Source organism: Ruegeria sp. AJ12, assembly GCF_056536245.1.
In genome coordinates this window covers 730,628-752,269 of the sequence record NZ_JBQFJJ010000001.1, presented here as the reverse complement: position 1 = coordinate 752,269, position 21,642 = coordinate 730,628, and the positions used below count along the sequence as shown (strand labels likewise).

Annotated in this window: 24 protein-coding genes; 8 read left to right on the top strand and 16 right to left on the bottom strand. The window is 59.1% G+C overall.

The genetic code is table 11. From position 1 onward, the window contains the following. Positions 1-24 precede the first annotated feature (24 nt). The gene (locus tag ACR3E0_RS03710; RefSeq protein WP_480476283.1) at positions 25-1,011 is read right to left on the bottom strand and encodes an NAD(P)H-quinone oxidoreductase; all 987 of its coding nucleotides are present in this window, start codon (positions 1,009-1,011) and stop codon (positions 25-27) included. A gap of 64 nt (positions 1,012-1,075) precedes the next feature. Next, the gene (locus tag ACR3E0_RS03705; RefSeq protein ID WP_480476281.1) at positions 1,076-1,768 is read right to left on the bottom strand and encodes a COQ9 family protein; all 693 of its coding nucleotides are present in this window, start codon (positions 1,766-1,768) and stop codon (positions 1,076-1,078) included. Positions 1,769-1,879: 111 nt separating this feature from the next. Here ACR3E0_RS03705 and rpsU point away from each other — a divergent pair, with 111 nt between their 5' ends. The 3 genes from rpsU to ACR3E0_RS03690 all read left to right on the top strand — a co-directional run bounded on the left by rpsU (position 1,880) and on the right by ACR3E0_RS03690 (position 3,675). Then, complete coding sequence (gene rpsU, locus ACR3E0_RS03700; RefSeq protein ID WP_005614280.1) at positions 1,880-2,086, top strand: 30S ribosomal protein S21; 207 nt, start codon at positions 1,880-1,882, stop codon at positions 2,084-2,086. A gap of 206 nt (positions 2,087-2,292) precedes the next feature. Continuing rightward, positions 2,293-3,336 (top strand): M4 family metallopeptidase, encoded by a 1,044-nt coding sequence (locus ACR3E0_RS03695; protein ID WP_480476279.1) that lies wholly within the window; start codon positions 2,293-2,295, stop codon positions 3,334-3,336. 21 nt (positions 3,337-3,357) lie between these two features. After that, positions 3,358-3,675, top strand: coding sequence for a protealysin inhibitor emfourin (locus tag ACR3E0_RS03690; protein ID WP_480476277.1), 318 nt, complete (start codon positions 3,358-3,360; stop codon positions 3,673-3,675). 30 nt (positions 3,676-3,705) lie between these two features. Here ACR3E0_RS03690 and ppk2 read toward each other — a convergent pair whose 3' ends face one another. Next, positions 3,706-4,620: a polyphosphate kinase 2 gene (ppk2, locus tag ACR3E0_RS03685; RefSeq protein WP_480476275.1), complete on the bottom strand. Its 915-nt coding sequence runs from the start codon at positions 4,618-4,620 to the stop codon at positions 3,706-3,708. A 289-nt stretch (positions 4,621-4,909) separates the two neighbouring features. On the opposite strand from ppk2, the gene ACR3E0_RS03680 reads away from it, so the two are divergent. After that, positions 4,910-5,749 carry a CPBP family intramembrane glutamic endopeptidase gene (locus ACR3E0_RS03680; protein ID WP_480476273.1) on the top strand — a complete coding sequence of 280 codons (840 nt, stop codon included), beginning with the start codon at positions 4,910-4,912 and terminating at the stop codon, positions 5,747-5,749. 3 nt (positions 5,750-5,752) lie between these two features. Here ACR3E0_RS03680 and ACR3E0_RS03675 read toward each other — a convergent pair whose 3' ends face one another. After that, complete coding sequence (locus ACR3E0_RS03675; RefSeq protein ID WP_480476271.1) at positions 5,753-6,211, bottom strand: Lrp/AsnC family transcriptional regulator; 459 nt, start codon at positions 6,209-6,211, stop codon at positions 5,753-5,755. 136 nt (positions 6,212-6,347) lie between these two features. On the opposite strand from ACR3E0_RS03675, the gene ald reads away from it, so the two are divergent. Continuing rightward, positions 6,348-7,466 (top strand): alanine dehydrogenase, encoded by a 1,119-nt coding sequence (ald, locus tag ACR3E0_RS03670; protein ID WP_480476269.1) that lies wholly within the window; start codon positions 6,348-6,350, stop codon positions 7,464-7,466. 129 nt (positions 7,467-7,595) lie between these two features. Here ald and ACR3E0_RS03665 read toward each other — a convergent pair whose 3' ends face one another. Together ACR3E0_RS03665 and mscL are read right to left on the bottom strand one after the other, a co-directional pair. Beyond that, the gene (locus ACR3E0_RS03665) at positions 7,596-8,402 is read right to left on the bottom strand and encodes a mechanosensitive ion channel family protein (RefSeq protein WP_480476267.1); all 807 of its coding nucleotides are present in this window, start codon (positions 8,400-8,402) and stop codon (positions 7,596-7,598) included. A 90-nt stretch (positions 8,403-8,492) separates the two neighbouring features. Beyond that, positions 8,493-8,921 (bottom strand): large conductance mechanosensitive channel protein MscL, encoded by a 429-nt coding sequence (gene mscL, locus ACR3E0_RS03660; RefSeq protein WP_480476265.1) that lies wholly within the window; start codon positions 8,919-8,921, stop codon positions 8,493-8,495. 148 nt (positions 8,922-9,069) lie between these two features. Here mscL and ACR3E0_RS03655 point away from each other — a divergent pair, with 148 nt between their 5' ends. Continuing rightward, the gene (locus ACR3E0_RS03655) at positions 9,070-9,768 is read left to right on the top strand and encodes a glutathione S-transferase family protein (RefSeq protein ID WP_480476263.1); all 699 of its coding nucleotides are present in this window, start codon (positions 9,070-9,072) and stop codon (positions 9,766-9,768) included. Positions 9,769-9,822: 54 nt separating this feature from the next. On the opposite strand, the gene ACR3E0_RS03650 is transcribed toward ACR3E0_RS03655, so the two are convergent. Beyond that, complete coding sequence (locus tag ACR3E0_RS03650; protein ID WP_480476261.1) at positions 9,823-10,272, bottom strand: YtoQ family protein; 450 nt, start codon at positions 10,270-10,272, stop codon at positions 9,823-9,825. 88 nt (positions 10,273-10,360) lie between these two features. Next, positions 10,361-10,999 carry a class I SAM-dependent methyltransferase gene (locus ACR3E0_RS03645; protein ID WP_480476259.1) on the bottom strand — a complete coding sequence of 213 codons (639 nt, stop codon included), beginning with the start codon at positions 10,997-10,999 and terminating at the stop codon, positions 10,361-10,363. A gap of 84 nt (positions 11,000-11,083) precedes the next feature. On the opposite strand from ACR3E0_RS03645, the gene ACR3E0_RS03640 reads away from it, so the two are divergent. Continuing rightward, complete coding sequence (locus ACR3E0_RS03640; RefSeq protein ID WP_480476257.1) at positions 11,084-11,968, top strand: LysR family transcriptional regulator; 885 nt, start codon at positions 11,084-11,086, stop codon at positions 11,966-11,968. Between the two features lie 43 nt (positions 11,969-12,011). Here the strand turns inward: ACR3E0_RS03640 and pheT are convergent, their stop codons facing one another. The 8 genes from pheT to ACR3E0_RS03600 all read right to left on the bottom strand — a co-directional run bounded on the left by pheT (position 12,012) and on the right by ACR3E0_RS03600 (position 20,610). Continuing rightward, entirely contained in the window at positions 12,012-14,408 is a 2,397-nt protein-coding gene (gene pheT / locus ACR3E0_RS03635; protein ID WP_480476255.1) for a phenylalanine--tRNA ligase subunit beta, read from the bottom strand. Positions 14,409-14,486: 78 nt separating this feature from the next. Next, entirely contained in the window at positions 14,487-15,293 is an 807-nt protein-coding gene (locus tag ACR3E0_RS03630) for a CE1 family esterase (RefSeq protein ID WP_480476253.1), read from the bottom strand. Between the two features lie 237 nt (positions 15,294-15,530). Next, entirely contained in the window at positions 15,531-15,986 is a 456-nt protein-coding gene (locus ACR3E0_RS03625; RefSeq protein ID WP_480476251.1) for a hypothetical protein, read from the bottom strand. Beyond that, on the bottom strand, positions 15,986-17,059 hold the full coding sequence (gene pheS / locus ACR3E0_RS03620) for a phenylalanine--tRNA ligase subunit alpha (protein WP_480476249.1): 1,074 nt from the start codon (positions 17,057-17,059) through the stop codon (positions 15,986-15,988). The genes ACR3E0_RS03625 and pheS overlap by 1 nt, the downstream gene beginning before the upstream one ends. A 71-nt stretch (positions 17,060-17,130) precedes the next feature. Next, positions 17,131-18,501, bottom strand: a complete 1,371-nt coding sequence (locus tag ACR3E0_RS03615; protein ID WP_480476247.1) for a glutamate--cysteine ligase — start codon at positions 18,499-18,501, stop codon at positions 17,131-17,133. 65 nt (positions 18,502-18,566) lie between these two features. Then, positions 18,567-19,094 (bottom strand): hypothetical protein, encoded by a 528-nt coding sequence (locus ACR3E0_RS03610; RefSeq protein WP_480476245.1) that lies wholly within the window; start codon positions 19,092-19,094, stop codon positions 18,567-18,569. Further along, positions 19,091-19,888, bottom strand: a complete 798-nt coding sequence (locus tag ACR3E0_RS03605; RefSeq protein ID WP_480476243.1) for a hypothetical protein — start codon at positions 19,886-19,888, stop codon at positions 19,091-19,093. The genes ACR3E0_RS03610 and ACR3E0_RS03605 overlap by 4 nt, the downstream gene beginning before the upstream one ends. Continuing rightward, positions 19,885-20,610 carry a 16S rRNA (uracil(1498)-N(3))-methyltransferase gene (locus ACR3E0_RS03600; protein ID WP_480476241.1) on the bottom strand — a complete coding sequence of 242 codons (726 nt, stop codon included), beginning with the start codon at positions 20,608-20,610 and terminating at the stop codon, positions 19,885-19,887. Before ACR3E0_RS03600 ends, ACR3E0_RS03605 begins: the two co-directional genes overlap by 4 nt. Before the next feature lie 12 nt (positions 20,611-20,622). Between ACR3E0_RS03600 and ubiA the strand changes: the two genes are divergently transcribed. After that, positions 20,623-21,585, top strand: coding sequence for a 4-hydroxybenzoate octaprenyltransferase (gene ubiA / locus ACR3E0_RS03595; protein WP_480476239.1), 963 nt, complete (start codon positions 20,623-20,625; stop codon positions 21,583-21,585). Positions 21,586-21,642: the final 57 nt, after the last annotated feature.

The window sequence follows — 21,642 nt, the reverse complement described above, 5'->3', positions numbered from 1 at the left end:
AGACGCTTCCGCAAACCGGACGCGTTAGCCGAACACTTTCAGAACGATCTTGCCAATGTGGTCCGAGCTTTCCATGCGGGTGTGCGCCGCTGCGGCCTGGGACAATTCAAATTCGCTGTCCATGACCGGGGCAACCTTGCCAGCCTCAAGCAGCGGCCAGACCGCCTCGTACAGGTCCTGCGCAATTCTCGCTTTGGCCAGGTCGCTTTGCGGGCGCAAGGTGCTGCCGGTCAGTGTCAGACGCTTAACCATCATCAGCGCAAAATTCAGCTCGACCACCGGCCCTTGGAGAAAGGCGATCTGCACCAGCCGCCCGTCTTCGGCCAGAGCCTTGACGTTTCGCGGGATGTAGTCGCCGCCAACCATATCAAGGATCAGGTTCGCTCCGCCTTCGGCCCGCATGACACCGACGAAATCCTCATCGCGGTAGTTGATCGCCTGCTCTGCCCCGAGCCTTGTGCAAGCCTGACATTTTTCGTCCGACCCGGCGGTGGCGAACACACGGGCACCAAAGGCATTCGCCAGTTGGATCGCCGTTGTGCCAATGCCGCTGGACCCGCCGTGAACCAGAAACCGCTCACCCGCCTTCAGGCCACCGCGCGAGAAAACGTTGGACCAGACCGTAAAGAAGGTTTCGGGCAAGCAGGCTGCCTCTTTCATACCCATACCGGATGGGACCGGCAGGCAATGCGCGGCAGGCGTTGCAACATATTCGGCATACCCTCCACCGGGAAGTAACGCACACACCTTGTCACCGACCGACACACCATCAACACCGGGCCCCACGGCCACCACCTCGCCCGACGCCTCCAGCCCCGGCAAGTCGCTTGCACCGGGCGGTGGATCATAGGCACCGGCCCTCTGCAGGGCGTCAGGCCGGTTCACACCAGCATAAGCGACTTTAAGGACAACCTGACCCTGGCCCGCGACCGGCATCGGGCGTTCGGTCATCTGCAAAACATCCGGGCCGCCCGGTGAGGTGATTTCAACGGCGCGCATCATCTGGGTCATCGGCACATCTCCTTTTGCCAATGCCTAGCAGGCATCCACGGAAAGGCCCAGCGGGAACGGGAACCTACTTTCTGGGATTCAGCAGCCCCGGCAGATCAGCCCGCATTTTCATCGGAGCGCGCACCTGTGACGCCAGCCAGTTCGGCACCGCAAGAAACGGCTTGAACAGCGGGTTGTCGTTCACCTGCGCCTTGAGTTTTTCGAACTGCATCACGTCCTCGATGCGGCGATCCAGAAACTCCCACGTGCGTTGATGATCCGGACTGTCATCCCCCAGCCAGAACAGAAGCGTCGAAGAATAGACGCCAGACAACGTGGCGCGTTTGGTGTACCAGTTCACATCCTCGGAGGTATCGCCCAGCGCGTCCCAGATCAGATCACAGGTTCCCCAGATCGCCTTGGCACCATCTGGCGCGTGGGTCGGCAGCGAAAAGAGGGTCAAACCGCGGCGCACCAGTTCTTTGTCCTCGACCGCACTCAACCGGAAGCGTACAGCGGCCGCAATTTTCTCGCGGAACTTCAGATCGCTCAGGTCCTCGGATTTCAACCGTTCGAGCATGGCAGCATCGCCGCGCGCGTGATAGGCCAAGGCCAGGTCAACCGCCCCACGCGGGCAGACCGCCCGGGCCAGCCCGTCATCCAGATCGCAATCGGCAATGGCAGCACGAAAGCTCGTCTCGGACCAGCCGTCGAACGGAACGTGGATCAGCATTGCATCCAAAAGCTGCTGTTTTGCGTCTTCGTAGGTCACGGTCATGGCAGTTCTCCGGTTCTCGGGCCAGTACTAGACAAGATAGGTGGGCTTTGCTATACGGCCAACTCCTGCAATTTCCTTGCAACTCGAATCTAGAAAGGTGGTGACAACCACATGCAGGTTAGTGTTCGCGACAACAATGTCGATCAGGCGCTTCGTGCCCTGAAGAAAAAGCTGCAGCGCGAAGGCGTGTTCCGTGAAATGAAGCTCAAGCAACATTTCGAGAAACCGTCCGAGAAGAAAGCGCGCGAGAAAGCTGAAGCGATCCGCCGTGCCCGTAAACTGGCACGCAAGAAAGCCCAGCGCGAAGGTCTGCTCTAAGCACTCCTCCTCCAGCTTTGGATGGCACTATTTGACGACCCCCGAGGCCCCGCCCGGGGGTTTGTCTTTTTAGGCAGTCGCGCGGGGTGAACGGGCGCGTTCTAAACAAATCAGGCATTTTGTGCTATCATTTCCTTTTTTAGTGAAGGAATTTGACAATGTGCCTGCACCATCCCAACCCCATAAATTGTATTGTCCCACCCCATATGCTGCGTGTTCTTGCCCTTCGGGGTGACGCCTCGGTTCAGAAGATGGCCCGGAGCATGCTGAAGCAGAATGAGGAAGTGCGCGAGGAACGCGCCGAGCAAAGCTCGGGCGGCATGGTGCCAAACGAGGCTCGGGCCGGAGCCTTTGTCAGCACGGCCTTGGCGCAAGCCGCCGCAGTGCCACATGTATGTGATCGCCGTATTTATGACGGCGAGGAAAAAGCTGCTTTGCCCGGGACCCTTGCCCGGGCCGAAGGCGATCCGCCAACCGGTGATGCAGAAGTCGATCAGGCCTACGATGGCGCCGGAGAGGTCTTTGATCTCTATTCCACCGAATTCGGCCGCAATTCGCTGGATGGTCAGGGCCTTCCGTTGATTGCGACCGTTCATCATCGACGCAACTACAACAACGCATTCTGGAATGGCCAGCAAATGGCCTATGGCGACGGTGATGGCCAGATATTCCAGACCTTTACCGAGCTGTCCGTGGTCGGCCACGAGATGTCGCACGGGGTCGTTCAGTTTTCGGGTGGTCTCATCTACCAAGGGCAGTCCGGCGCGCTGAACGAGAGTTTCGCCGATGTGTTTGGTGCAATGACCCTGCAACGCCAACTGGGGCAGGATGTTTACGCATCCGACTGGTTGATGGGCAAAGGAATCCTGGGCCCGGGCATCAACGGAGTCGCGCTGCGCAGTCTGAAGGCGCCGGGCACGGCGTATTCCGACAGTCTGCTGGGCCAGGATCCGCAGCCCTACCACATGGATTTTTATGTGAATACGACCTCTGACAATGGCGGCGTTCATATCAACTCGGGCATCCCGAACCACGCCTTCTATCTGTATTGCATGTATCTGGGCGGAAACTCCTGGGACCGACCGGGACACATCTGGTATCGCGCCCTGCAAAACCTGAACAATCCGATGGCGACGTTCGGGGATTGGGCCGCACAGACAATGGATGCGGCCATCGACCTGCACAGCGTCGGAAGTTACGAGGTCATGATGCTGCGCCGCGCTTGGCGGCTTGTGGGCATCCCGGTCTGAATGGTGTAAAAGGTCCGAGACATGACAGGGGCAATTGCAGGGTGCTGCGCGATGATCATCGAAATCACCTCAAGCGGCGGGTTCGGCGGACTGGCCGCAGCAGGCGTGAGCAAGACCGTTGACGCGTCCGCTCGACCGCCTGAACAGGCGCAAAAGATCTGTGACGCATTTGCCCCTGATCATCTCGACCAGCTTGGAACCAAGGCCGTCTCAGAACACGCTGCGGATATGGTGACCTATCGCATCGTCGTGACCGGTGACGGCGATGAACGACAGGTCTTTGAGCTGCGCGAAGATCAGCTTCCGCCTGAAATGCTCGACCTGATCGACGATATGTAGACGGCCAATGGCGCGCGCCACCCGGCGGAATCAGTAGATCTTGGGCACGTGCAACTCGTCGGGCAGGACCCGGCGTTCGTAGTCCGGGTTGTAGCGCCGGTCTGGCAGATTCACCTTTTCCTGCGGAACGTCGTCATACGGGATTTTGGTCAAAAGGTGCTCGATGCAATTCAACCGCTCGCGTTTCTTGTCGTTGCCTTCAACGATGTACCAGGGCGCTTCGGGGATGTTGGTGCGAAAGAACATGTCCTCTTTCGCCTTGGTGTAGGATTCCCAGCGGATGCGGGATTCCAGATCCATCGGTGACAGTTTCCACTGCTTCATCGGGTCGTGAATGCGCATCAGAAAGCGCAATTGCTGCTCTTCATCCGTGATCGAGAACCAGTATTTGAGCAAAATGATACCCGAGCGGACCAGCATCCGTTCAAATTCGGGAACGTCCTGAAAGAACTGCTCAACCTGATCCTCGGTCGCAAACCCCATCACCCGTTCAACGCCGGCGCGGTTGTACCAGGACCGGTCGAACAGCACGATCTCGCCTGCGGCAGGCAGATGGGGGACGTATCGCTGAAAATACCACTGGCTCTGCTCACGCCGACTAGGCGCTGGCAAGGCCACGACGCGGGCGACACGCGGGTTGAGGCGTTGAGTGATCCGTTTGATCACGCCACCCTTACCGGCACTGTCGCGCCCTTCGAACAGGATACAGACCTTGGCACCGGTATGCTGAACCCAGTCCTGCACCCGGATCAGTTCAGCCTGAAGACGCAGGAGGTTTCTGAAATAGACCTTGCGGTCCAACATGTCAGGATGCTGATCCTTGTAGATCTTGCGAATTTCCATCGACAGCATCGGCTCGCTGAATTCGATCTCGAAATCTTCGTCCAGAGTGTCTTCCAGTTCAGCCTCAAGCCAATCTTTGGGAGTATCGTTTTTATAGTCCAAGGTCAGCTCCTTCGTATTCGTCGGGTTCGGACCGTAGCGGGCATGTGTAAACGCCCAATGTCATCGAGGTAACCAACGCTGCTGTTACACCGCGGCCTCACGGGCCAGTAACCATACCACAATACCGGCGTCTACGCGGTCCTGCCCTGAATGTGGACACGCCGCGCCCGGGATACAAGCGATAGAATTGACGCAATGCCAACAGCTTGGCCCGGCAGGCCGCCAAGATATCTTGCGCCGGAACACAATTGTACTGCAACACCATCCGCAGCAAAGCACGGAGGCGGGCGTGATACTCTTTCTTAACCTATTGCCGACGATCTGGCCTTGGCTGATCCTGATCACTGCCCAAATAGTCACTCTCGCTGGCCGGACCGGGCTGGGCCTCTCGTTTCTTGCGGTATTTGCCGGTGTCGCCGTGATCACCGGACTGATGTCGCCCTTGGCTGCGATATTTGCTGGCGCCGGCGTGCTGGGTGCATCCCGCCTGCCCCAACTGACCGGATGGCGCGCCGGCGTCGGCCATTTGGCGCTGATCCTATGGTGCTTGGCTCTGGGTGCGCATCTTGTGCCCGGATTCAACAACCTGCGGGTGTTGGACGAGGTACAGTCAGGGCCGGACAGCAGCGCATTCACGATGTTCCTGAATGTGGACAAACCTATTGTCTTGTTTGCGGTTCTGCTGGCCTGGCCCGCAGTTCTCAGTACCCCGACGGCAGTAAAGCGGACGCCATTGCTGATCGGGATCGGGATTCTGCCTCTGCTATTTGTACTGGGCCTTTCGGCGGGTGCCGTTCGCCCAGAGTTCAGTCTGCCGCCCTGGTGGCTGGTCTTTGCGGTTTCCAACCTGTTTTTGACCTGCCTGACCGAAGAGATCTTTTTTCGCGGCTATTTGCAGTCTGCAATCTCATCCAAACTCGGAACTGCTGTAGGGATCACCGCAGCCAGCATTCTGTTCGGCCTTGCGCATTTTGCAGGTGGTCCCGCCTTGGTGGCCTTTGCCACGATACTGGGGTTGGGATGCGCGCTGGGATACTACGCAACCGGTCGGCTCTGGGTGCCCGTGGCAATGCATTTCGGGTTCAACCTTGTGCACCTCACCCTGTTTACCTATCCCGGCCCGGCTTGAGGATCACACCGGCAAAGCGGTTGTCTTGAAGACGGTACGCAGTGCAAACGAGCTTTGCATTTGCGCCACGCCCGGCAGGCGCGACAGGTATTGTCGATGGATACGAGCAAAGTCTTCGGTGTTTTCGGCAACAACCTTCAGGATGTAGTCTGCGGTTCCGGCCATCAGATGGCATTCCAGCACATCGGGTATCCGTGCCACCGCTTTTTCAAAGGCATCCAGAACCTCTTCGGCCTGGCCTTGCAGTGTGATCTCGACAAACACCGTCGTGGGGACGTTCATCTTGCGGGCATCCAGAAGCGCAACATACTTGCGGATATAGCCCTCAACCTCCAGCCGCTGCACCCGTCGGTGACAGGCTGACGGCGACAGGTTGACCTGTTCCGACAGTTCAGCATTCGACATTCGACCGTTTCGCTGAAGCGCCGCCAGAATCTTTCGATCGGTCGTGTCAGTGCTCATCAACACACATCCATTGCAAGAAAACCATATAATACAGGAGATTCTCCTGGAAAAAAGCCCTTTGGCACGTGATGTTTCACAGAAATTGCACGAATATATGCCCATAATTTAGGCAATGTATAAACGGAGACCATGTATGAAAATCGGTTGCCCCAAGGAAATCAAACCCCAGGAGTTCCGCGTTGGCATGACCCCCAACGCCGCACAGGAAGCGGTGGCGCGCGGTCATGAGGTTCTGATTGAGACCGGAGCAGGGATCGGCGCGGGTTTTGACAACGACGCCTATGTCGCCGCCGGCGCCCGGATCGTGGACACTGCGGAAGAGGTCTTTGCGACCGCCGATATGATCGTCAAGGTCAAGGAGCCTCAGGCGGTCGAGCGCAAGATGCTGCGCGAAGGACAACTGCTGTTCACCTATCTGCACCTGGCACCGGATCCGGATCAGACACATGACCTTTTGGCGTCGGGCTGCACAGCAATCGCTTATGAGACCGTCACAGATGCAAATGGCGGCCTGCCTCTCTTGGCACCGATGTCCGAAGTCGCAGGTCGTCTGGCACCGCAGGTCGGATCGTGGACCCTGCAGAAAGCCAATGGAGGTCGCGGTGTTCTGATGGGTGGCGTGCCCGGTGTCGGCCCTGCCAATGTGGTCGTGATCGGTGGCGGTGTCGTCGGCACACATGCGGCAAAAATCGCGGCCGGGATGGGCGCGGATGTCACCGTGCTCGACCGGTCGCTGCCGCGTCTGCGCTATCTCGACGATGTGTTTGGCGGTCAGTTCAAGAACCAGTATTCGACCGCCGGGGCTACGGCGGAACTGATACAGACCGCTGACATGGTCATCGGTGCTGTTCTGATACCGGGCGCAGCAGCCCCCAAACTGGTGACGCGCGCGCAGCTTTCCACAATGAAACCGGGTGCCGTTTTGGTGGATGTGGCCATCGATCAGGGTGGCTGTTTCGAAACGTCAAAGGCCACAACCCACGCCGATCCGATCTACGACGTGGATGGCATCATGCATTATTGCGTCGCCAACATGCCCGGCGCGGTTGCGCGGACCTCGACCATCGCCTTGGGGAACGCGACAATGCCCTTTATGCTGGCATTGGCAGACAAAGGCTGGAGACAGGCTTGCCAGGACGACCCGCATCTGCTTGCGGGCTTGAACGTACATGCCGGGCAATTGACCTACTATGCAGTCGGCAAAGCGTTGGGGATCGACGTCGTTTCGCCAAATGTCATCATCAAGACATAAGGGCTCCCGCCCCTGAACTGACCCTTTTACAAGGATCAGTTACAGTGTTGGGCCTGGCGCCGCGCACTTGCGCGGCGCCAGGCCCAACGGGAAGAGGGCATCTCATGCCCGATTGACCGGCGGGAGAAATTACCCCTGTTTCTGAATCTCTACCGAATGCGGGTAAGGGATCGATACACCCTTGGCGTCGAAGGCTTCTTTCACCGTCTTGGTCAGTTCGAACTTCACGTCCCAGTAATCCGCCGCCGCACACCACAGGCGGGCCGTCAGGTCAACCGAACTGTCACCCAGATTGGTGACCCGCACCCACGGTTCCGGATCGCCCATGATACGGCTGTCGGCATTGGCGACGTCCAGAATGATCTTCATCGCCTCATCCGCGCTGTCCCCATAGTCGATGCCGAAAACGAGGTCGACCCGACGGGTGTCATGAGCCGAATAGTTTGTGATAACCGAACCCCAGGCCTGACCGTTCGGGACAATGATCTGAACGTTGTCAGGGGTCACCAACTCGGTCGTGAACAGATTGAGGTCTTTGACCGTACCGGCGGTGCCGCCAATGTCGACATATTGGCCCAGCTTGTAGGGGCGGAAAACCACCAGCATCACGCCAGCCGCCAGATCGCTCAGCGTGCCTTGCAGCGCCAGACCGATGGCCAGGGATGCGGCACCCAGAATGGCAACGATACTGGTGGCCTCGATCCCGAATATGCCCAGTACGGCGACCAGAACTATCGCGAGGATGACCCATTTCACCACGCTGGCCGCAAAGTTCCCAAGCGTCGGGTCAATCTGAGGCGTTTTGTTGATCCGCTTGCGTACGACGCCGGAGATAGCGCTCGCAGCGATCCAGCCCAAAACAAGAACAATCAGGGCCTTTCCCGCATTCAACAGAATCGGCCACGACTGGTTGGCCATATCGACTGCCTGATCCATTTCGCTCTTCCCTATGTGCTATTGATGATATGTCTTCGGCATATTTCGAGCCCGCCATCGCGGCGAGGCTCGAAAGGCTGCCGGGCCCAACTACCTTTTCAGCGCGTCGCGGATTTCCATTAGGATATCCAACTCGCTTGGACCTGCCGGTGCTTCTTCTGTCTGCTCTTCTTCTTCAGCCGCTGCATCCTTCACGCGATTGACCATTTTCACCAGCATGAAAACGACCCACGCGATGATCAGAAAGTTGATGACGGCCATGATGAAGGCACCATAGGCAAACACCGAAGCGCCAGTTTCTCGCGCGGCTTCCAGGCTGGCACCTTCGGCGACATCGCCGGCCAGAACCGCATAGTTGTTGGTAAAGTCGACCCCACCCGAAACAAGGCCGATGATTGGGTTCAGCAGATCGCCAACCAGCGACGTGACGATTGCGGTGAACGCGGCGCCAATAATGATACCGACGGCCATATCCATGACGTTGCCCTTCGCAATGAAGGTCTTGAACTCCTCAAACATAGCGTCCCTTTCTCCTGTCAGACTGGTAGTTTTCACCAGTTTTGGCGCATCTGCGCAGATTAATTGTGCGCTCATGGCACTATTGAATGGGTGTTTTCATGGGAAAGCACCCCTATTTTTCCCCGGACACCTTACATGCAGAGGCACCATGACCCCATTCGCATCTTATACCATCACGGACAGATGGCCCCCTAAAGATCCATCCGTCATACAACTTTATTCCTTTCCAACCCCCAACGGGGTCAAAGCGTCGATCATGTTGGAAGAAACCGGGCTTCCTTATGAAGCTCACAAGGTCACGCTGTCGGATTCTGACGTCAAAAGCCCGGAATTCCTGTCGCTGAACCCCAATAACAAGATCCCGGCGATCATCGACCCGAATGGTCCGGACGGAGAGCCGATTGGTCTGTTCGAGAGTGGCGCTATTCTTTTGTACTTGGCTGAGAAGACCGGGCAGCTACTGGGCGAAAGCAAGGCCGACAAGCACCGCGTCACACAATGGCTTATGTTCCAGATGGGCGGGATCGGTCCCATGTTCGGGCAACTTGGGTATTTTCACAAATTCGCCGGCAGCGAGATCGAAGACCCGCGTCCGCGCGACCGCTACATCAACGAAGCCAAACGGCTTCTGAATGTCCTGAACACGCAACTGGACGGGCAGCACTGGGTCGCCGGTGAGTATTCAATCGCCGACATCGCCATTGCGCCCTGGCTGCGCGGGCTGGATTTCTACAACGCAAAAGACGTGCTGGGATGGGACGGCTACACGCATGTTGCGGCCTATCTCGACCGCTTTCTGGAGCGTCCCGCGGTCCAGAAAGGGTTGGTCACGCCTGCGCGTGACTAAGCGTCTGCAAGGGGTGGGTGCCAAGCGAGGCAGCCACCCTTCAGTCAGGCGGTGTCAGCCCGGCAGCTTTCCAGTCAGGACGTAACGAAGGACTTCGACGACCTGACGCGGCTCCTCGGCGACGGCCAAAGCGGCGGCATCGACCTCTTTCAGAGCGTGCTGATGATCCGGGCCGTGCAGCACGATGATCGACTTGCCAAGTGCAGAGGCATAGCCTGCGTCAAACGCCGCGTTCCACTGTTTGTACTTTTCGCCAAACCGAACCACGACCACGTCCGCGTCGGCGATGCCCTTTCGGGTTCGAATGGCATTGACCATCGCACCCTTGTGATCGTGCCAGTATTTGTTCGGCTCAGCCCCCAGAACGGCCACGCCGCAATCATCGCTGGCTGCATGATCGGTCACGGGACTGTTGAACGTCACATCCAGCCCCTGTGCCCCGTCGATGATCTGTTCGCGCCAGTCGGTGTGGATTTCTCCGGAAAGGTAGACATTCAGGCCCATTGCAAGCTCCGCTCTTGTTTCAGAACGTACTTAAGTCGCAATCGGGCAAAGCCCAACGTGGAAATTGCAGAATCCCGCGGTGCTTTTGTCACACCTTACGGGCCACCAGATACCGAGACGGAGGAGTCGCCGGAAAATTCCCGCTTTCGACAATCTCGAACCCCGCCTTGACGACTGCTAACTCAAGTGTCTCGATGTTGAACTGGTTGACGAATGGGGCTTTGCCGAAAAACTGCATCGCTGGCAGCAAGAGCTTTAGCAAACCAAATTTGATCCCCAGACCTCCTTGGGCAAGGCACGGCGTTTTTGAGATGAACAATCCGCCGGGCGCCAGTTGCGCGTGAACGCTTGCAAATGCCAGGTCGATATCCGGCACGAGATGAAACAGGTTGAAGCCGAGGATGGCATCATAGGTTTGCCTCTCGTTCGACGCGGCAATATCCACATTTCTGAACGAGATGTTCTCTACCCCGTCTGATTTCGCCTTCTCGCGGCCAATGTCCAGCATGGCTTCGGAAAAATCGCTCGCTGTGATGTGTGCAACGGAGGGTGCAAGTAACAGCGCTGTTGATCCTGTTCCGCAGCCAAGTTCCAAGACCTTGTGTTGCTTTGACAAATAAGACCGGGTCCGTCCCAGAGTGTACTCATAAGACTCCATGTCACGGATTGGAGCGCGGGCATATTTCCCGGCAACACCGTCCCAGAACTTTGCGGGTGCTATGGTCATGGTCGATCTCCTTCGGGGCCTGTCTACTCATACACAAATCGGATATGAATTGCCGAAATCTGTAGATCTCTTATACATATTTGCATGATCAACTTTGGCGATTTTGACTGGAACCACATTCGGGCGTTTCTGGCGACGGCAGAAACGGGATCGCTGTCCGCGGCCGCGCGGCAATTGGGACAGACACAGCCAACGCTCAGCCGCCAGATTGCAGCGTTGGAGGCGGATCTGGGCGTTATGTTGTTTGAACGGGTCGGGCGGGCGTTGGAGATTACGCAAGCGGGGTTAGAGTTGCTGGATCACACCCGCCTGATGGGTGACGCCGCCAATCGCATCGCACTGACCGCATCCGGGCAGGCGCAATCCATCGAAGGGCTGGTCCGCATTACCGCAAGCCATGTGATGTCTGCCTATATTCTTCCGGATGTGTTGCGCCAAGTGCGCGCACGCGCCCCGCGCCTGCGGGTCGACGTCATTGCCTCGAATGACATTCAGGATCTGATGCGACGCGAGGCGGACATCGCGATACGTCATGTGCGCCCCGATCAACCCGACCTGATCGCCAAACTGGTACAGGAGGCAGAGGGCCATTTCTATGCCTCCTCCGAGTATCTCAATCGGGCGGGGCGCCCCGAGTCCAAACAGGCTCTGTCCCGGCATGACTTCATCAGTTTCGGCGACACAGCACAGATGATCGCGTATCTTAAACCGCTTGGCATCCATCTGACTGAAGACAATTTCCGACTGGGCTCTCAAAACGGAATCGTGACCTGGGAATACGCCAAACAGGGTTTTGGCATCGCGCCCATGACCGAAGCGGTCGGTGATGTATCGCCGGGTATTGAGCGCGTGCTGCCCGAGATGGAGCCAATCACGTTTCCGATCTGGCTGACCACCCATCGCGAACTGCACACCAGCCGCCGCATCCGTTTGGTTTTTGATCTGCTGGCCGAGTTCCTCTCAAAATGAAAAACGCGCCCGAAGGCGCGCTGTTCAGATCATATCGTACGTCTTAGCTGCGCAATGTACCGCCCGTAGCCTTGGTGACCTTGGCGATGATCTTTTCGGCAACAGCCTCGATATCTTTTTCCTTGAGCGTCGCGTCCGATGGCTGCAGACGCACCGTGATGGCCAGCGACTTCTTGCCCTCACCAACGCTGCCGCCGATGAACTCGTCAAAAACACGTACGTCTTCGATCAATGCCTTGTCCGCACCTGCCGCGGCATTGACCAGGGCCAGTGCCTCGACGTGTTCATCGACGACAAAGGCGAAATCACGCTCGACGGACTGCAGATCGCGCAGCTCCAGGGCCGAGCGCGTCGCACCCGATTTCCGCGGCATTGGAACCTGATCCGGCCAGATCGTGAAGGCAACCGCGGATCCCTTGACGTCCATCGCCTGCAAGACACGTGGATGCAATTCGCCAAACACGCCGAGCACCTTTTTCGGCCCCAGACAAATTCTGCCGTGCCGGCCCGGATGCCACCAGGCATCACCGTCGCGCAGAATCTGGACCTTGGCAGGCGCGCCAATAGCAGTCAGCACAGCCTCGGCATCGGCTTTCGCATCAAACACATCGACCAAGCGAGAGGCGCCGTGCACATCTTTGGGGCCGTTGCAGCCAACCAGCAGGCCGGTGATCTGGGTATTCTGCTCGCCCGGCTCGCCATCATGGAACACCGGCCCGACCTCGAACAGGGCCACATCCGTGTACCCGCGCGCCTGATTACGCGCCGCAGCCTGCAGCAGACCGGGCAACAGGTCGGGGCGCATGTGGCTCATCTCGGACGAGATCGGATTTTCCAGCATGGTCGTGTCATCGCCACCGCCAAACAACGCGGCCGACACCTGATCGATGAAGGTATAGCTGACGCATTCGTTGTAGCCCAACGCCGCGCATGTGCGCCGCGCCATGGACTGGCGACGCTGCGTTGGGGTCATTACCGGTTTGGGAATGCCAGCGGTCACGCGCGGCAAAGGTTTGCCCTGCAGCTTGGTCAGAGACGCGATCCGCGCGACCTCTTCCACCAGATCGGCCTCGCCCATCACATCGGGACGCCAGCTGGGCACATGCGCCATCTCGCCTTCCAGACGGAATCCCAGACGGGTCAGGGTCTGACGCTGCTCGCTTTCCGGAATATCCATGCCGACCAGCGACTGCACACGTTCTGCATCCAGCTTGTAGGCCCGTGCGTGCTTGGGCGCTTTACCGGCTTCGACCACGTCCGAGGCCTCACCGCCACAGATATCCAGGATCATCTGCGTTGCGTGCTCCAGCCCCTCAAGGGTGTATTCCGGATCCACGCCCCGCTCAAAGCGATAGCGCGCGTCCGAATTGATCTTGAGCGCGCGTCCGGTCAGAGCGATCTGCACGTGATCCCAGAACGCGCTTTCCAGAAACACGTTGACCGTTTCCTCGGTACAGCCGGTTTCTGCACCGCCCATCACACCGGCAATGGATTCCGGACCCTTGCCGTCCGAGATCACCATCATACCGGGCTGCAGGATGTACTCTTTCTCGTCCAGCGCGACGATCTTTTCGCCGCCTTTGGCGCGATGCACCCGCAGGTCACCCTTTACCTTGTCTGCATCAAACACATGCAGAGGGCGGTTGTGATCGAAGGTCATGTAATTGGTGATGTCCACCAGAGCCGAGATCGGGCGCAAACCGATGGCGGTCAACTGATCCTGCAACCACTGCGGGCTGGGTCCATTTTTCACGCCGCGGATCATGCGTCCGGTGAAATGCGGGCAACCGTCCAGCGTATCCTTGTCGATCGACACTTTAATCGGGCTCTTGAAGTCTCCCGGCACCGGGACGTAATCCCGCACTTTCAGCGTGCCCAGACCCCGCGCAGCCAGATCGCGCGCAATACCCGCCACACCCAGCGCATCCGGACGGTTCGGCGTAATCGCGATCTCGATCATGGGATCAATCTTGGTCGGATCGTTTTCGGCCAACCAGTCCACGAAACGGTCACCCACCTTGCCCGACGGCAGCTCGATAATCCCGTCATGCTCATCCGACAGTTCGAGTTCGCGCTCGGACGCCATCATGCCAAAGCTTTCGACGCCGCGAATCTTGCCGACGCTGATGGTCAGATCGAGACCAGGGATGTACATGCCCGGCTTACAGACCACGACGGTGATGCCCTCGCGCGCGTTCGGCGCACCACAGATGATCTGCAGATCGCCCTCGTCGGTCTCAACCGTGCAGACCCGCAACTTGTCGGCGTCCGGGTGCTTCTCGGCGTGTTTCACGTGGCCCAGCGTGAAGCCCGCCAGCCGGTCCGCCGGATTCACGATCTCTTCGACTTCCAGTCCGAGATCGGTCAGCGCCTCGGCAATTTCATCGACCGAAGCGTCGGTATCCAGGTGGTCCTTCAACCAGGACAGAGTGAATTTCATCGCACTGGGCCTTTTGTGGCAAACATCCAATCGGCACAGGCAATGGCAAAGAATGACGCGGGGTGCAAGCGCTAGGCGTCATGGATAGGTGGGGGTGCGGCCCAAAAGCTCGTCCAGTTGCCGCCCGATCCAGCCATGGGGGATGAAATGCCCGGCCGGGTGTGTATCCAACACCACCTGCCCGTGTGCGCAGTCGGTCCACTCCACGCGGGTGAGGGTCAGGAACGGCACGACGCGCCAATCCCCACGCGGGGTCGCACCTTTGCAGCGGTATTTCTCGCGCCAGAGGGCGACCGGATAGGTCATGTCTCCGTTCGGACCAATGGGAAAATCCATCACCGTATCGCTTACCCCATGGACATGACGTGCTTCGCGCGGGGCCTGAGGGCACTCCTCGGTCTGCCGGATTGAACCGGCAACCGCCAGCAACGCGGCGGTACCATTGCCCGACTGACAGACATAACGCCACGCCATCGCGCCGCCATAAGAGTAGCCCGAGACATAAATGCGTTCCGGATCAATCGGATAGCGTCGGGCCACGTCCTCCAGAACCCGGTCGGCAAAGGCCACGTCGCTGGTATCCGAAGTCCAGAAATCCCAGCTTTTCCCCAACCCGTTCGGCGCCACCAGCAAGACGCCGCGCAGCTTCGTTGCTCTGGCAATGCGTTCGTGTTTCACCACCACATCGCCCTGCCGCGCCCAGCCGTGGAAATGCAGCAAAACGGGCAGAGGGGTTTCGCCATCCCAGCCGTCCGGTTCCAGCACGTGATAGGACCGGTCGCCCAGTTCACAGGCAGTGTCGCCGTGGCATTCAGTATTCCAAGGTCCCATGGCGAGTGCCGGAGACGCAATTAGCAGAAAAAGGCAAAAAAGTCGGTAAGTCATCTGCCGAACCCTAGCGAGCCTGCGCTCACTGTCACGTCACAAGCCCGTGGGAGATCGTGACAAGCAGCGCTGTCGCCAGACCGCGGGATGGCGATCCCAAGGCTGTATTGGGCGTTTTATGCCAGTCAAATCCGCAAAATGTTCAAACGGAGCGCTTACGGAGACAAATCGCCAGCCCGTGCGGGCGGTCTGGCGATGGCGCGGCGGCCTATCGGCCTTTGCCCCGCGCTTAAGGACTTACTCTGGGTCTGACTCAGAACTTTCAGCGGTCCTGCTGTAAAGGTCATCAACTTCCCACTGATGGCGCGCCAAGCGAAGAAATCTGAACTTCTTATCCACTCGCTCCAAGCCCAGTTCCATTCGAAGGTCATGTCGCAACTTTTGAAGCAACTCGGTGGTATCAGCACCGGAACTTGATCCCAGCGTGTTCATCAGTTGTTCGGCGAGGGTTATCTGTTGTGGGCTTCCCATCAAAAATATATCGGCCAAAGCTCTTTCAAAAGCAGTCTTATTTGGAATACTCGGCCAATTGGAGCCAGCTTCGATTTCCCGGTAAGCTTGGATCAGAAAGTCTACTCGTTTTGTCTTCCTGAGCTGTCGATCATGCAAATAGCTATTCAATACCACGGCCAAGAACGCCAGTACCGTGGCCGTTAGAAGGCTAATCGTATGATCGGCCCAAGGAATATCCATCACCGAGACAAACCACCATGCAGGTTCGGCATATCCAGCGCCGCAAACCCATAGTGCCTCAACCACCGCAGGTCGGAATCAAAGAACGCCCGCAAATCCGGGATGCCGTATTTCAGCATCGCCAGACGGTCGATCCCGATGCCAAAGGCAAAGCCCTGATAGACCTCAGGATCGATCCCACCGGCGGCGATCACCTTGGGGTGCACCATGCCAGAGCCCAAAATCTCAAGCCAGTCGTCGCCTTCGCCAATCTTCAACTGGCCACCCTCCCAGGAACAGCGGATATCGACCTCAGCCGACGGTTCGGTGAAGGGGAAGTGTGAGGCGCGGAAGCGCAGTTCGACGTCGTCGACCTCGAAGAAGGCCTTTACGAACTCTTCCAGCACCCATTTCAGGTTCGCCATCGAGATATCGGTATCGATGGCCAGCCCCTCGACCTGATGGAACATCGGCGTGTGGGTCTGGTCATAGTCGGCGCGATACACGCCGCCCGGGCAGATCACACGGATTGGCGCGCCCTGCAGCTCCATCGAACGGATTTGCACCGGAGACGTATGGGTGCGCAGCACGTGCGGCGGGCGGTTATCGCCCTCGGCGCGGTGCATGTAGAACGTGTCCATCTCAGCCCGCGCGGGGTGGTGGCCGGGGATGTTCAGGGCGTCGAAATTGTGCCAGTCGGTCTCGATCCGCGGCCCTTCGGCCACCGAGAACCCCAGCTCGGCGAAGATCGCGGTCAACTCCTCGGTCGCCTGACTGACCGGGTGGATCGAGCCGTGACCGCGCGCACGTGTCGGCAGTGTGACATCCAGCCATTCGGTCCGTAGGCGCTCATCCAGCGCGGCGTCCGCAAGACCGGCCTTCTTGGCGGCCAGCGCCGAATTGATCTCATCCTTCAGGGCGTTCAGCGCGGGGCCTGCGACTTGACGTTCCTCAGGCGTCATCTTGCCCAGTTCGCGCATCTTCAGCGCGACTTCGCCCTTTTTGCCAACGGCGGCAACACGGATCGCCTCAAGCGCGTTTTCATCGCCGGCCTCGGCGATCTGCCCCAGATATTTTGCCTTAAGATCGTCCATGACGGTCCTCTGAAATTGGTCGAGAACCTGCTATCGGCCCTGCCCCGTGAATGCAAGCCGGACGGTGCGGATCAGTAGCTGTATTCGGGGTAAATCCGCGTCAGATCGCCCTGCCAATCGCCATTGTAGTGATCCAGCAACTCGTCCGCCGGCACTTGGCCGGATTCGATGCTGTCCTTGAGCGCGTTGAGAAAATGCGTCTCATCCGGGACCAGACCACCTGCGCCGGGACGCGCACGCGATTTCAGCCCGGCATCGGCGATCGAAACCACTTCGCGCGCCAGATCATGCATGTTGATGTTACCAACCAGCGCCTGCAACCCGTCTTTGGCGGCCTCAACGCGCAACGCCTCACGCGTTTCCGCATCCCAGCCTTTGACCAGGTCCCAGGCCGCATCCAGCGCGCCCTGATCGTAGGTCAGTCCGACCCAGAAAGCGGGCAGCGCGCATAGCCGACGCCACGGGCCGCCATCTGCGCCGCGCATTTCCATGAACTTTTTGATCCGCGCCTCGGGGAAGGCCGTTGTCAGATGATCCGCCCAGTCGCTGAGCGTCGGTGTTTCGCCGGGCAGTGCAGGCAGTTTACCCTGCAGGAAGTCGCGGAACGACATGCCCAGCGCGTCGATGTACTGGCCGTCGCGATAGACGAAGTACATCGGCACATCGAGCGCGTACTGCACGTAACGCTCGAACCCGAACCCGTCTTCGAACACAAAGGGCAGCATGCCTGTCCGGGCATCGTCCAGATGCCGCCAGATATAGCTGCGCCAGCTTTTCTGGCCGTTGACCTTGCCCTCAAAGAAGGGCGAGTTGGCGAACAGGGCAGTCGCCACCGGCTGCAAGGCCAGCGCCACGCGCAGTTTCTGCACCATGTCCGCCTCGGACCCGAAATCGATGTTGACCTGCACCGTGCAGGTGCGGCGCATCATGGCGCGGCCCATGGTGCCGACTTTCTCCATATAGTCGTTCATCAGCCGATAGCGCCCTTTGGGCATCAGCGGCATCTCGTCATGGGTCCAGATCGGGGCCGCGCCCAGACCGATGAAGCCCACACCGATCTCGTCAGCGATATCCTTGACCTCACGCAGGTGGATGTTCACCTCGTCACAAGTCTCGTGAATGTTTTCCAGCGGCGCACCCGACAGTTCCAGGGCACCACCGGGTTCGAGGCTGACATTGGCGCCGTCCTTCTCAAGACCGATCAGATGCCCGCCTTCGCGCACCTCGCCCCAACCGTGACGGTCCCGCAACCCTTCGAGTACGGCCACGATCGAGCGTGTGCCTTCAAAGGGCAGGGGTTTGAGGGTGTCTTTGCAATAGCCGAATTTTTCGTGCTCGGTGCCGATGCGCCAGTCCTGTTTCGGTTTACAACCGGATTCGAGATATTCGGCCAGTTGCTCATGGCGTTCGATCGGTCCGCCGCCGGACTGGGGGATGGACATGAACCGTGCTCCGATCCTGATGTGTCTGTCTTGAAGGTCAGTGGTGGTCGCAAACGGTGCCGGTGTCAATGCAGCCGAAGATGGGCCGGGCGTGACGGGTGACGCTCCCAGATCACCACTGGATGCGCTGCGCCTCCGTTCAGTTCTGCCAGCATTTGCTCGGTTTTGAGCCCCGGCAGGCTGGAGAAAACATCAAACAGCGCCTCGGCCCCTTCTGCGTTCACCGGAATGTGAAGTGGTTGCTGCCCGGGTTGATCCAGAACCCAAAGCGCCGGGCTGGACGTCGGGTCCAGCGCCAGCCGTTCGATTTCGCGGGTGGCCACGATGCCGCCATCCAGGGGTCCAAGATAGGTGATCTGGCCCTCGTCGATAGTCACAACACCCGGACCGCCTGCCCCGGTCCGAAACCGCGCGCGTTGCACGCCGATGACGGCCAAGGCCACGGCTACCACGACCAGCACCCATCCAAGCCACCCCAGCAAACCGCCCGGACCGTTGATCCAGCTGAGCCCGAGGACCAGGACAAAAGCCGCAACAACTGCCTCGCGCCAACGCCAGAGGGCAAGCTTGGCTTCGGGTCGGATGAAACTCATTTCAACGCTCCTGTTGGAACACCCGCATAGGGCGCTTTGGTCGCCTCGAACTGCAGGGATGAAAAATCATACACCAATCGGCGATCTTCTATGCCATCCGCAACACGCGCCTGCCACAGCGCACCATTTTCGGCCCATTGCACTTCGCCGCCGAATCGATCAGCCCATTCCCATCCCGGAAGGTCGACAATTCTCTCTCCATCCGAAAAATGCAGCGCATACCGGCTGGATATCAAAGAGCGGTTTTTGTCACCCACTGCAAATGTTTGACCGAGGGCGCAGGTCTTGGAAAACGTCAGTCGGAGTTCCGCCTCATAACCTTCGCCGCCGACATGAGACCAACCCCGCCGTTGCAGGCGGGACACGACCAGTTCGCCCATATGGAAACCATCCGTGGAGTGTGGGAAAGCGTCGTTCGCCGCAGATTTCAAACCATCTGGCAATGCCTCAGGCGTCCTGCCGTTCAGACACAATGCGCCATCGCCGGTGAAGGATCCGCCGCCAAACCAGCTATCGGGCTGAGGCCAACAGGCAATGGCGGTCAGCCAGGGCGCTGTGGACAAGGCCGTCCAGCACCGCCCACCACGGCACGCGAAATAGATCAAATGTCGGCCGGACGGCGACAGATCGCAGCGGTATTCATGGATACGACCCTTGAGCCATTGTCCAAGTTCGACCGTTCCATCGCGGCGGTCCCACGACAAGGCGGCCACCTGGTCCGACGGACCCCGGCGCAGAACGACCGCGCGCTCTGACTGCAAAGCGGTCAGAACATGCAGTCGCGGCGGTGTCACGCCCAATCCCCCAGCGCTTGCTGCCACATTGTCAAAGCCGCCACCGCCGCGGTGTCCGCGCGCAGGATGCGAGGACCAAGGCTCACGACATGCGCATATGGCAATGCGGTCAGCCGGTCCCGTTCACGGTCGGAAAACCCGCCTTCAGGACCGATAAGGACGGCCCAGGGACGGCCCTTGCCAGTGTCCGCCAGCTGCAGCGCAGCGCCCACCTCGGCCTCGTTGCAGAACATCAGCTGGCGATCCTTGGGCCAGTTGTCCAGTACGCGGTCCAGCCGTTGGAGATCCGCAACCTCGGGCACGAAAGTCCCGCCGCATTGTTCGGCCGCCTCAACAGCGTGGGCTTGCAGCCTGTCCTGCCGGATGCGTTCGGAATTAGTGAACTCGGTCTGGATCGGCAGTATCCGCGCCGCGCCCATTTCCGCCGCCTTTTCGACAATGAAATCGGTGCGCGCCTTTTTGATCGGTGCAAACAGAAACCACAGATCGGGCGGAAGCTGCAGCGGCTTAGTCTGCTCGATACACCGTAACGTCCCTCCACGCTTGCCGGTCTCGGCCACTTCGGCCAACCATTCGCCGTCCTGCCCGTTGAACAGGGCAACGTGCCCGCCGACGCTCAGCCGCATGACGCCGAATAGGTAGTGCGCCTGATCACGCGTCAAAGGAACCGATTGCCCCGGACCCAAGGGCTGCTCTACATACAATCTGATCTTCGCAGTCATGAGACCCTACATATGCAAGGCAATGCCCCAACACCAGACGGTCAGGTCGCCGATGCAGTAGCCGGCAATTGGGTGGACTCTTACGCGCCCGGATTTGCCCGCCCTTACCTGCGTCTCTCGCGCGCGGACCGGCCCATTGGTACGTGGCTGCTGCTGATCCCCTGCTGGTGGGGGCTGGCTTTGGCGATCCTCAGCGACGGCCAGCCGCGACTGGAAGACCTCTGGATCGCAATCGGGTGTGCACTGGGCGCCTTTCTGATGCGGGGCGCAGGGTGCACATGGAATGACATCACGGATCGCGAGTTTGATGCGCAGGTTGAGCGCACAAGATCCCGACCGCTTCCATCCGGACAGGTCACCGTCCGGAAGGCGGTAATCTGGATGGTTGCGCAATGTCTGCTGGCGCTCGCGATTCTGCTCAGCTTCAATCAGGCGGCGATAGCCATGGGTGTATTGTCACTGCTGCCGGTGACGATCTACCCGTTCGCCAAGCGATTCACCTGGTGGCCGCAGGTGTTTCTGGGGCTTGCCTTCAACTGGGGTGCCCTGCTGGCCTGGACCGCGCACAGCGGCAGCCTGGGCTGGCCCGCGGTCACTCTCTATCTGGCGGGCATCGCATGGACCCTGTTTTATGACACGATCTATGCGCATCAGGACGCCGAGGACGATGAGCTTGTCGGCATCAAATCCACGGCACGCCTGTTTGGCACCGACACGGCGAAGTGGTTGAAGTATTTTCTGATTGCCACCGTCGCCCTGATGGCCCTTGCAATCATCGACGCCGGTGTTCCTGATGCATCGCTGATGGCTCTGGCTGTCGCGCTTGCCGGGCCCTGGGCCATGGGCTGGCACATGACCTGGCAACTGCGCGGGCTGGACATCGAAGACAACGTCAAGCTGCTGCAACTGTTCCACGCCAATCGGGACACCGGCCTTATTCCGCTGATCTTCCTGTGCGTCGCCTTGTTGCTCTGATTGCACCTCTGGGCCGGGGTCTGTAAGAGTCCGCTCAATCGCCTAAGGAGTCTCAAA

What these genes read in the sequence shown, in the direction of transcription:
- ACR3E0_RS03710 (WP_480476283.1), bottom strand. Translation starts at nt 1,011, where the DNA reads ATGACCCAGATGATGCGCGCCGTTGAAATCACCTCACCGGGCGGCCCG.
- ACR3E0_RS03705 (WP_480476281.1), bottom strand. Translation starts at nt 1,768, where the DNA reads ATGACCGTGACCTACGAAGACGCAAAACAGCAGCTTTTGGATGCAATG.
- rpsU (WP_005614280.1), top strand. Translation starts at nt 1,880, where the DNA reads ATGCAGGTTAGTGTTCGCGACAACAATGTCGATCAGGCGCTTCGTGCC.
- ACR3E0_RS03695 (WP_480476279.1), top strand. Translation starts at nt 2,293, where the DNA reads ATGCTGCGTGTTCTTGCCCTTCGGGGTGACGCCTCGGTTCAGAAGATG.
- ACR3E0_RS03690 (WP_480476277.1), top strand. Translation starts at nt 3,358, where the DNA reads ATGACAGGGGCAATTGCAGGGTGCTGCGCGATGATCATCGAAATCACC.
- ACR3E0_RS03675 (WP_480476271.1), bottom strand. Translation starts at nt 6,211, where the DNA reads ATGAGCACTGACACGACCGATCGAAAGATTCTGGCGGCGCTTCAGCGA.
- ald (WP_480476269.1), top strand. Translation starts at nt 6,348, where the DNA reads ATGAAAATCGGTTGCCCCAAGGAAATCAAACCCCAGGAGTTCCGCGTT.
- ACR3E0_RS03665 (WP_480476267.1), bottom strand. Translation starts at nt 8,402, where the DNA reads ATGGATCAGGCAGTCGATATGGCCAACCAGTCGTGGCCGATTCTGTTG.
- mscL (WP_480476265.1), bottom strand. Translation starts at nt 8,921, where the DNA reads ATGTTTGAGGAGTTCAAGACCTTCATTGCGAAGGGCAACGTCATGGAT.
- ACR3E0_RS03655 (WP_480476263.1), top strand. Translation starts at nt 9,070, where the DNA reads ATGACCCCATTCGCATCTTATACCATCACGGACAGATGGCCCCCTAAA.
- ACR3E0_RS03650 (WP_480476261.1), bottom strand. Translation starts at nt 10,272, where the DNA reads ATGGGCCTGAATGTCTACCTTTCCGGAGAAATCCACACCGACTGGCGC.
- ACR3E0_RS03645 (WP_480476259.1), bottom strand. Translation starts at nt 10,999, where the DNA reads ATGACCATAGCACCCGCAAAGTTCTGGGACGGTGTTGCCGGGAAATAT.
- ACR3E0_RS03640 (WP_480476257.1), top strand. Translation starts at nt 11,084, where the DNA reads ATGATCAACTTTGGCGATTTTGACTGGAACCACATTCGGGCGTTTCTG.
- pheT (WP_480476255.1), bottom strand. Translation starts at nt 14,408, where the DNA reads ATGAAATTCACTCTGTCCTGGTTGAAGGACCACCTGGATACCGACGCT.
- ACR3E0_RS03630 (WP_480476253.1), bottom strand. Translation starts at nt 15,293, where the DNA reads ATGACTTACCGACTTTTTTGCCTTTTTCTGCTAATTGCGTCTCCGGCA.
- ACR3E0_RS03625 (WP_480476251.1), bottom strand. Translation starts at nt 15,986, where the DNA reads ATGGATATTCCTTGGGCCGATCATACGATTAGCCTTCTAACGGCCACG.
- pheS (WP_480476249.1), bottom strand. Translation starts at nt 17,059, where the DNA reads ATGGACGATCTTAAGGCAAAATATCTGGGGCAGATCGCCGAGGCCGGC.
- ACR3E0_RS03615 (WP_480476247.1), bottom strand. Translation starts at nt 18,501, where the DNA reads ATGTCCATCCCCCAGTCCGGCGGCGGACCGATCGAACGCCATGAGCAA.
- ACR3E0_RS03610 (WP_480476245.1), bottom strand. Translation starts at nt 19,094, where the DNA reads ATGAGTTTCATCCGACCCGAAGCCAAGCTTGCCCTCTGGCGTTGGCGC.
- ACR3E0_RS03600 (WP_480476241.1), bottom strand. Translation starts at nt 20,610, where the DNA reads ATGACTGCGAAGATCAGATTGTATGTAGAGCAGCCCTTGGGTCCGGGG.
- ubiA (WP_480476239.1), top strand. Translation starts at nt 20,623, where the DNA reads ATGCAAGGCAATGCCCCAACACCAGACGGTCAGGTCGCCGATGCAGTA.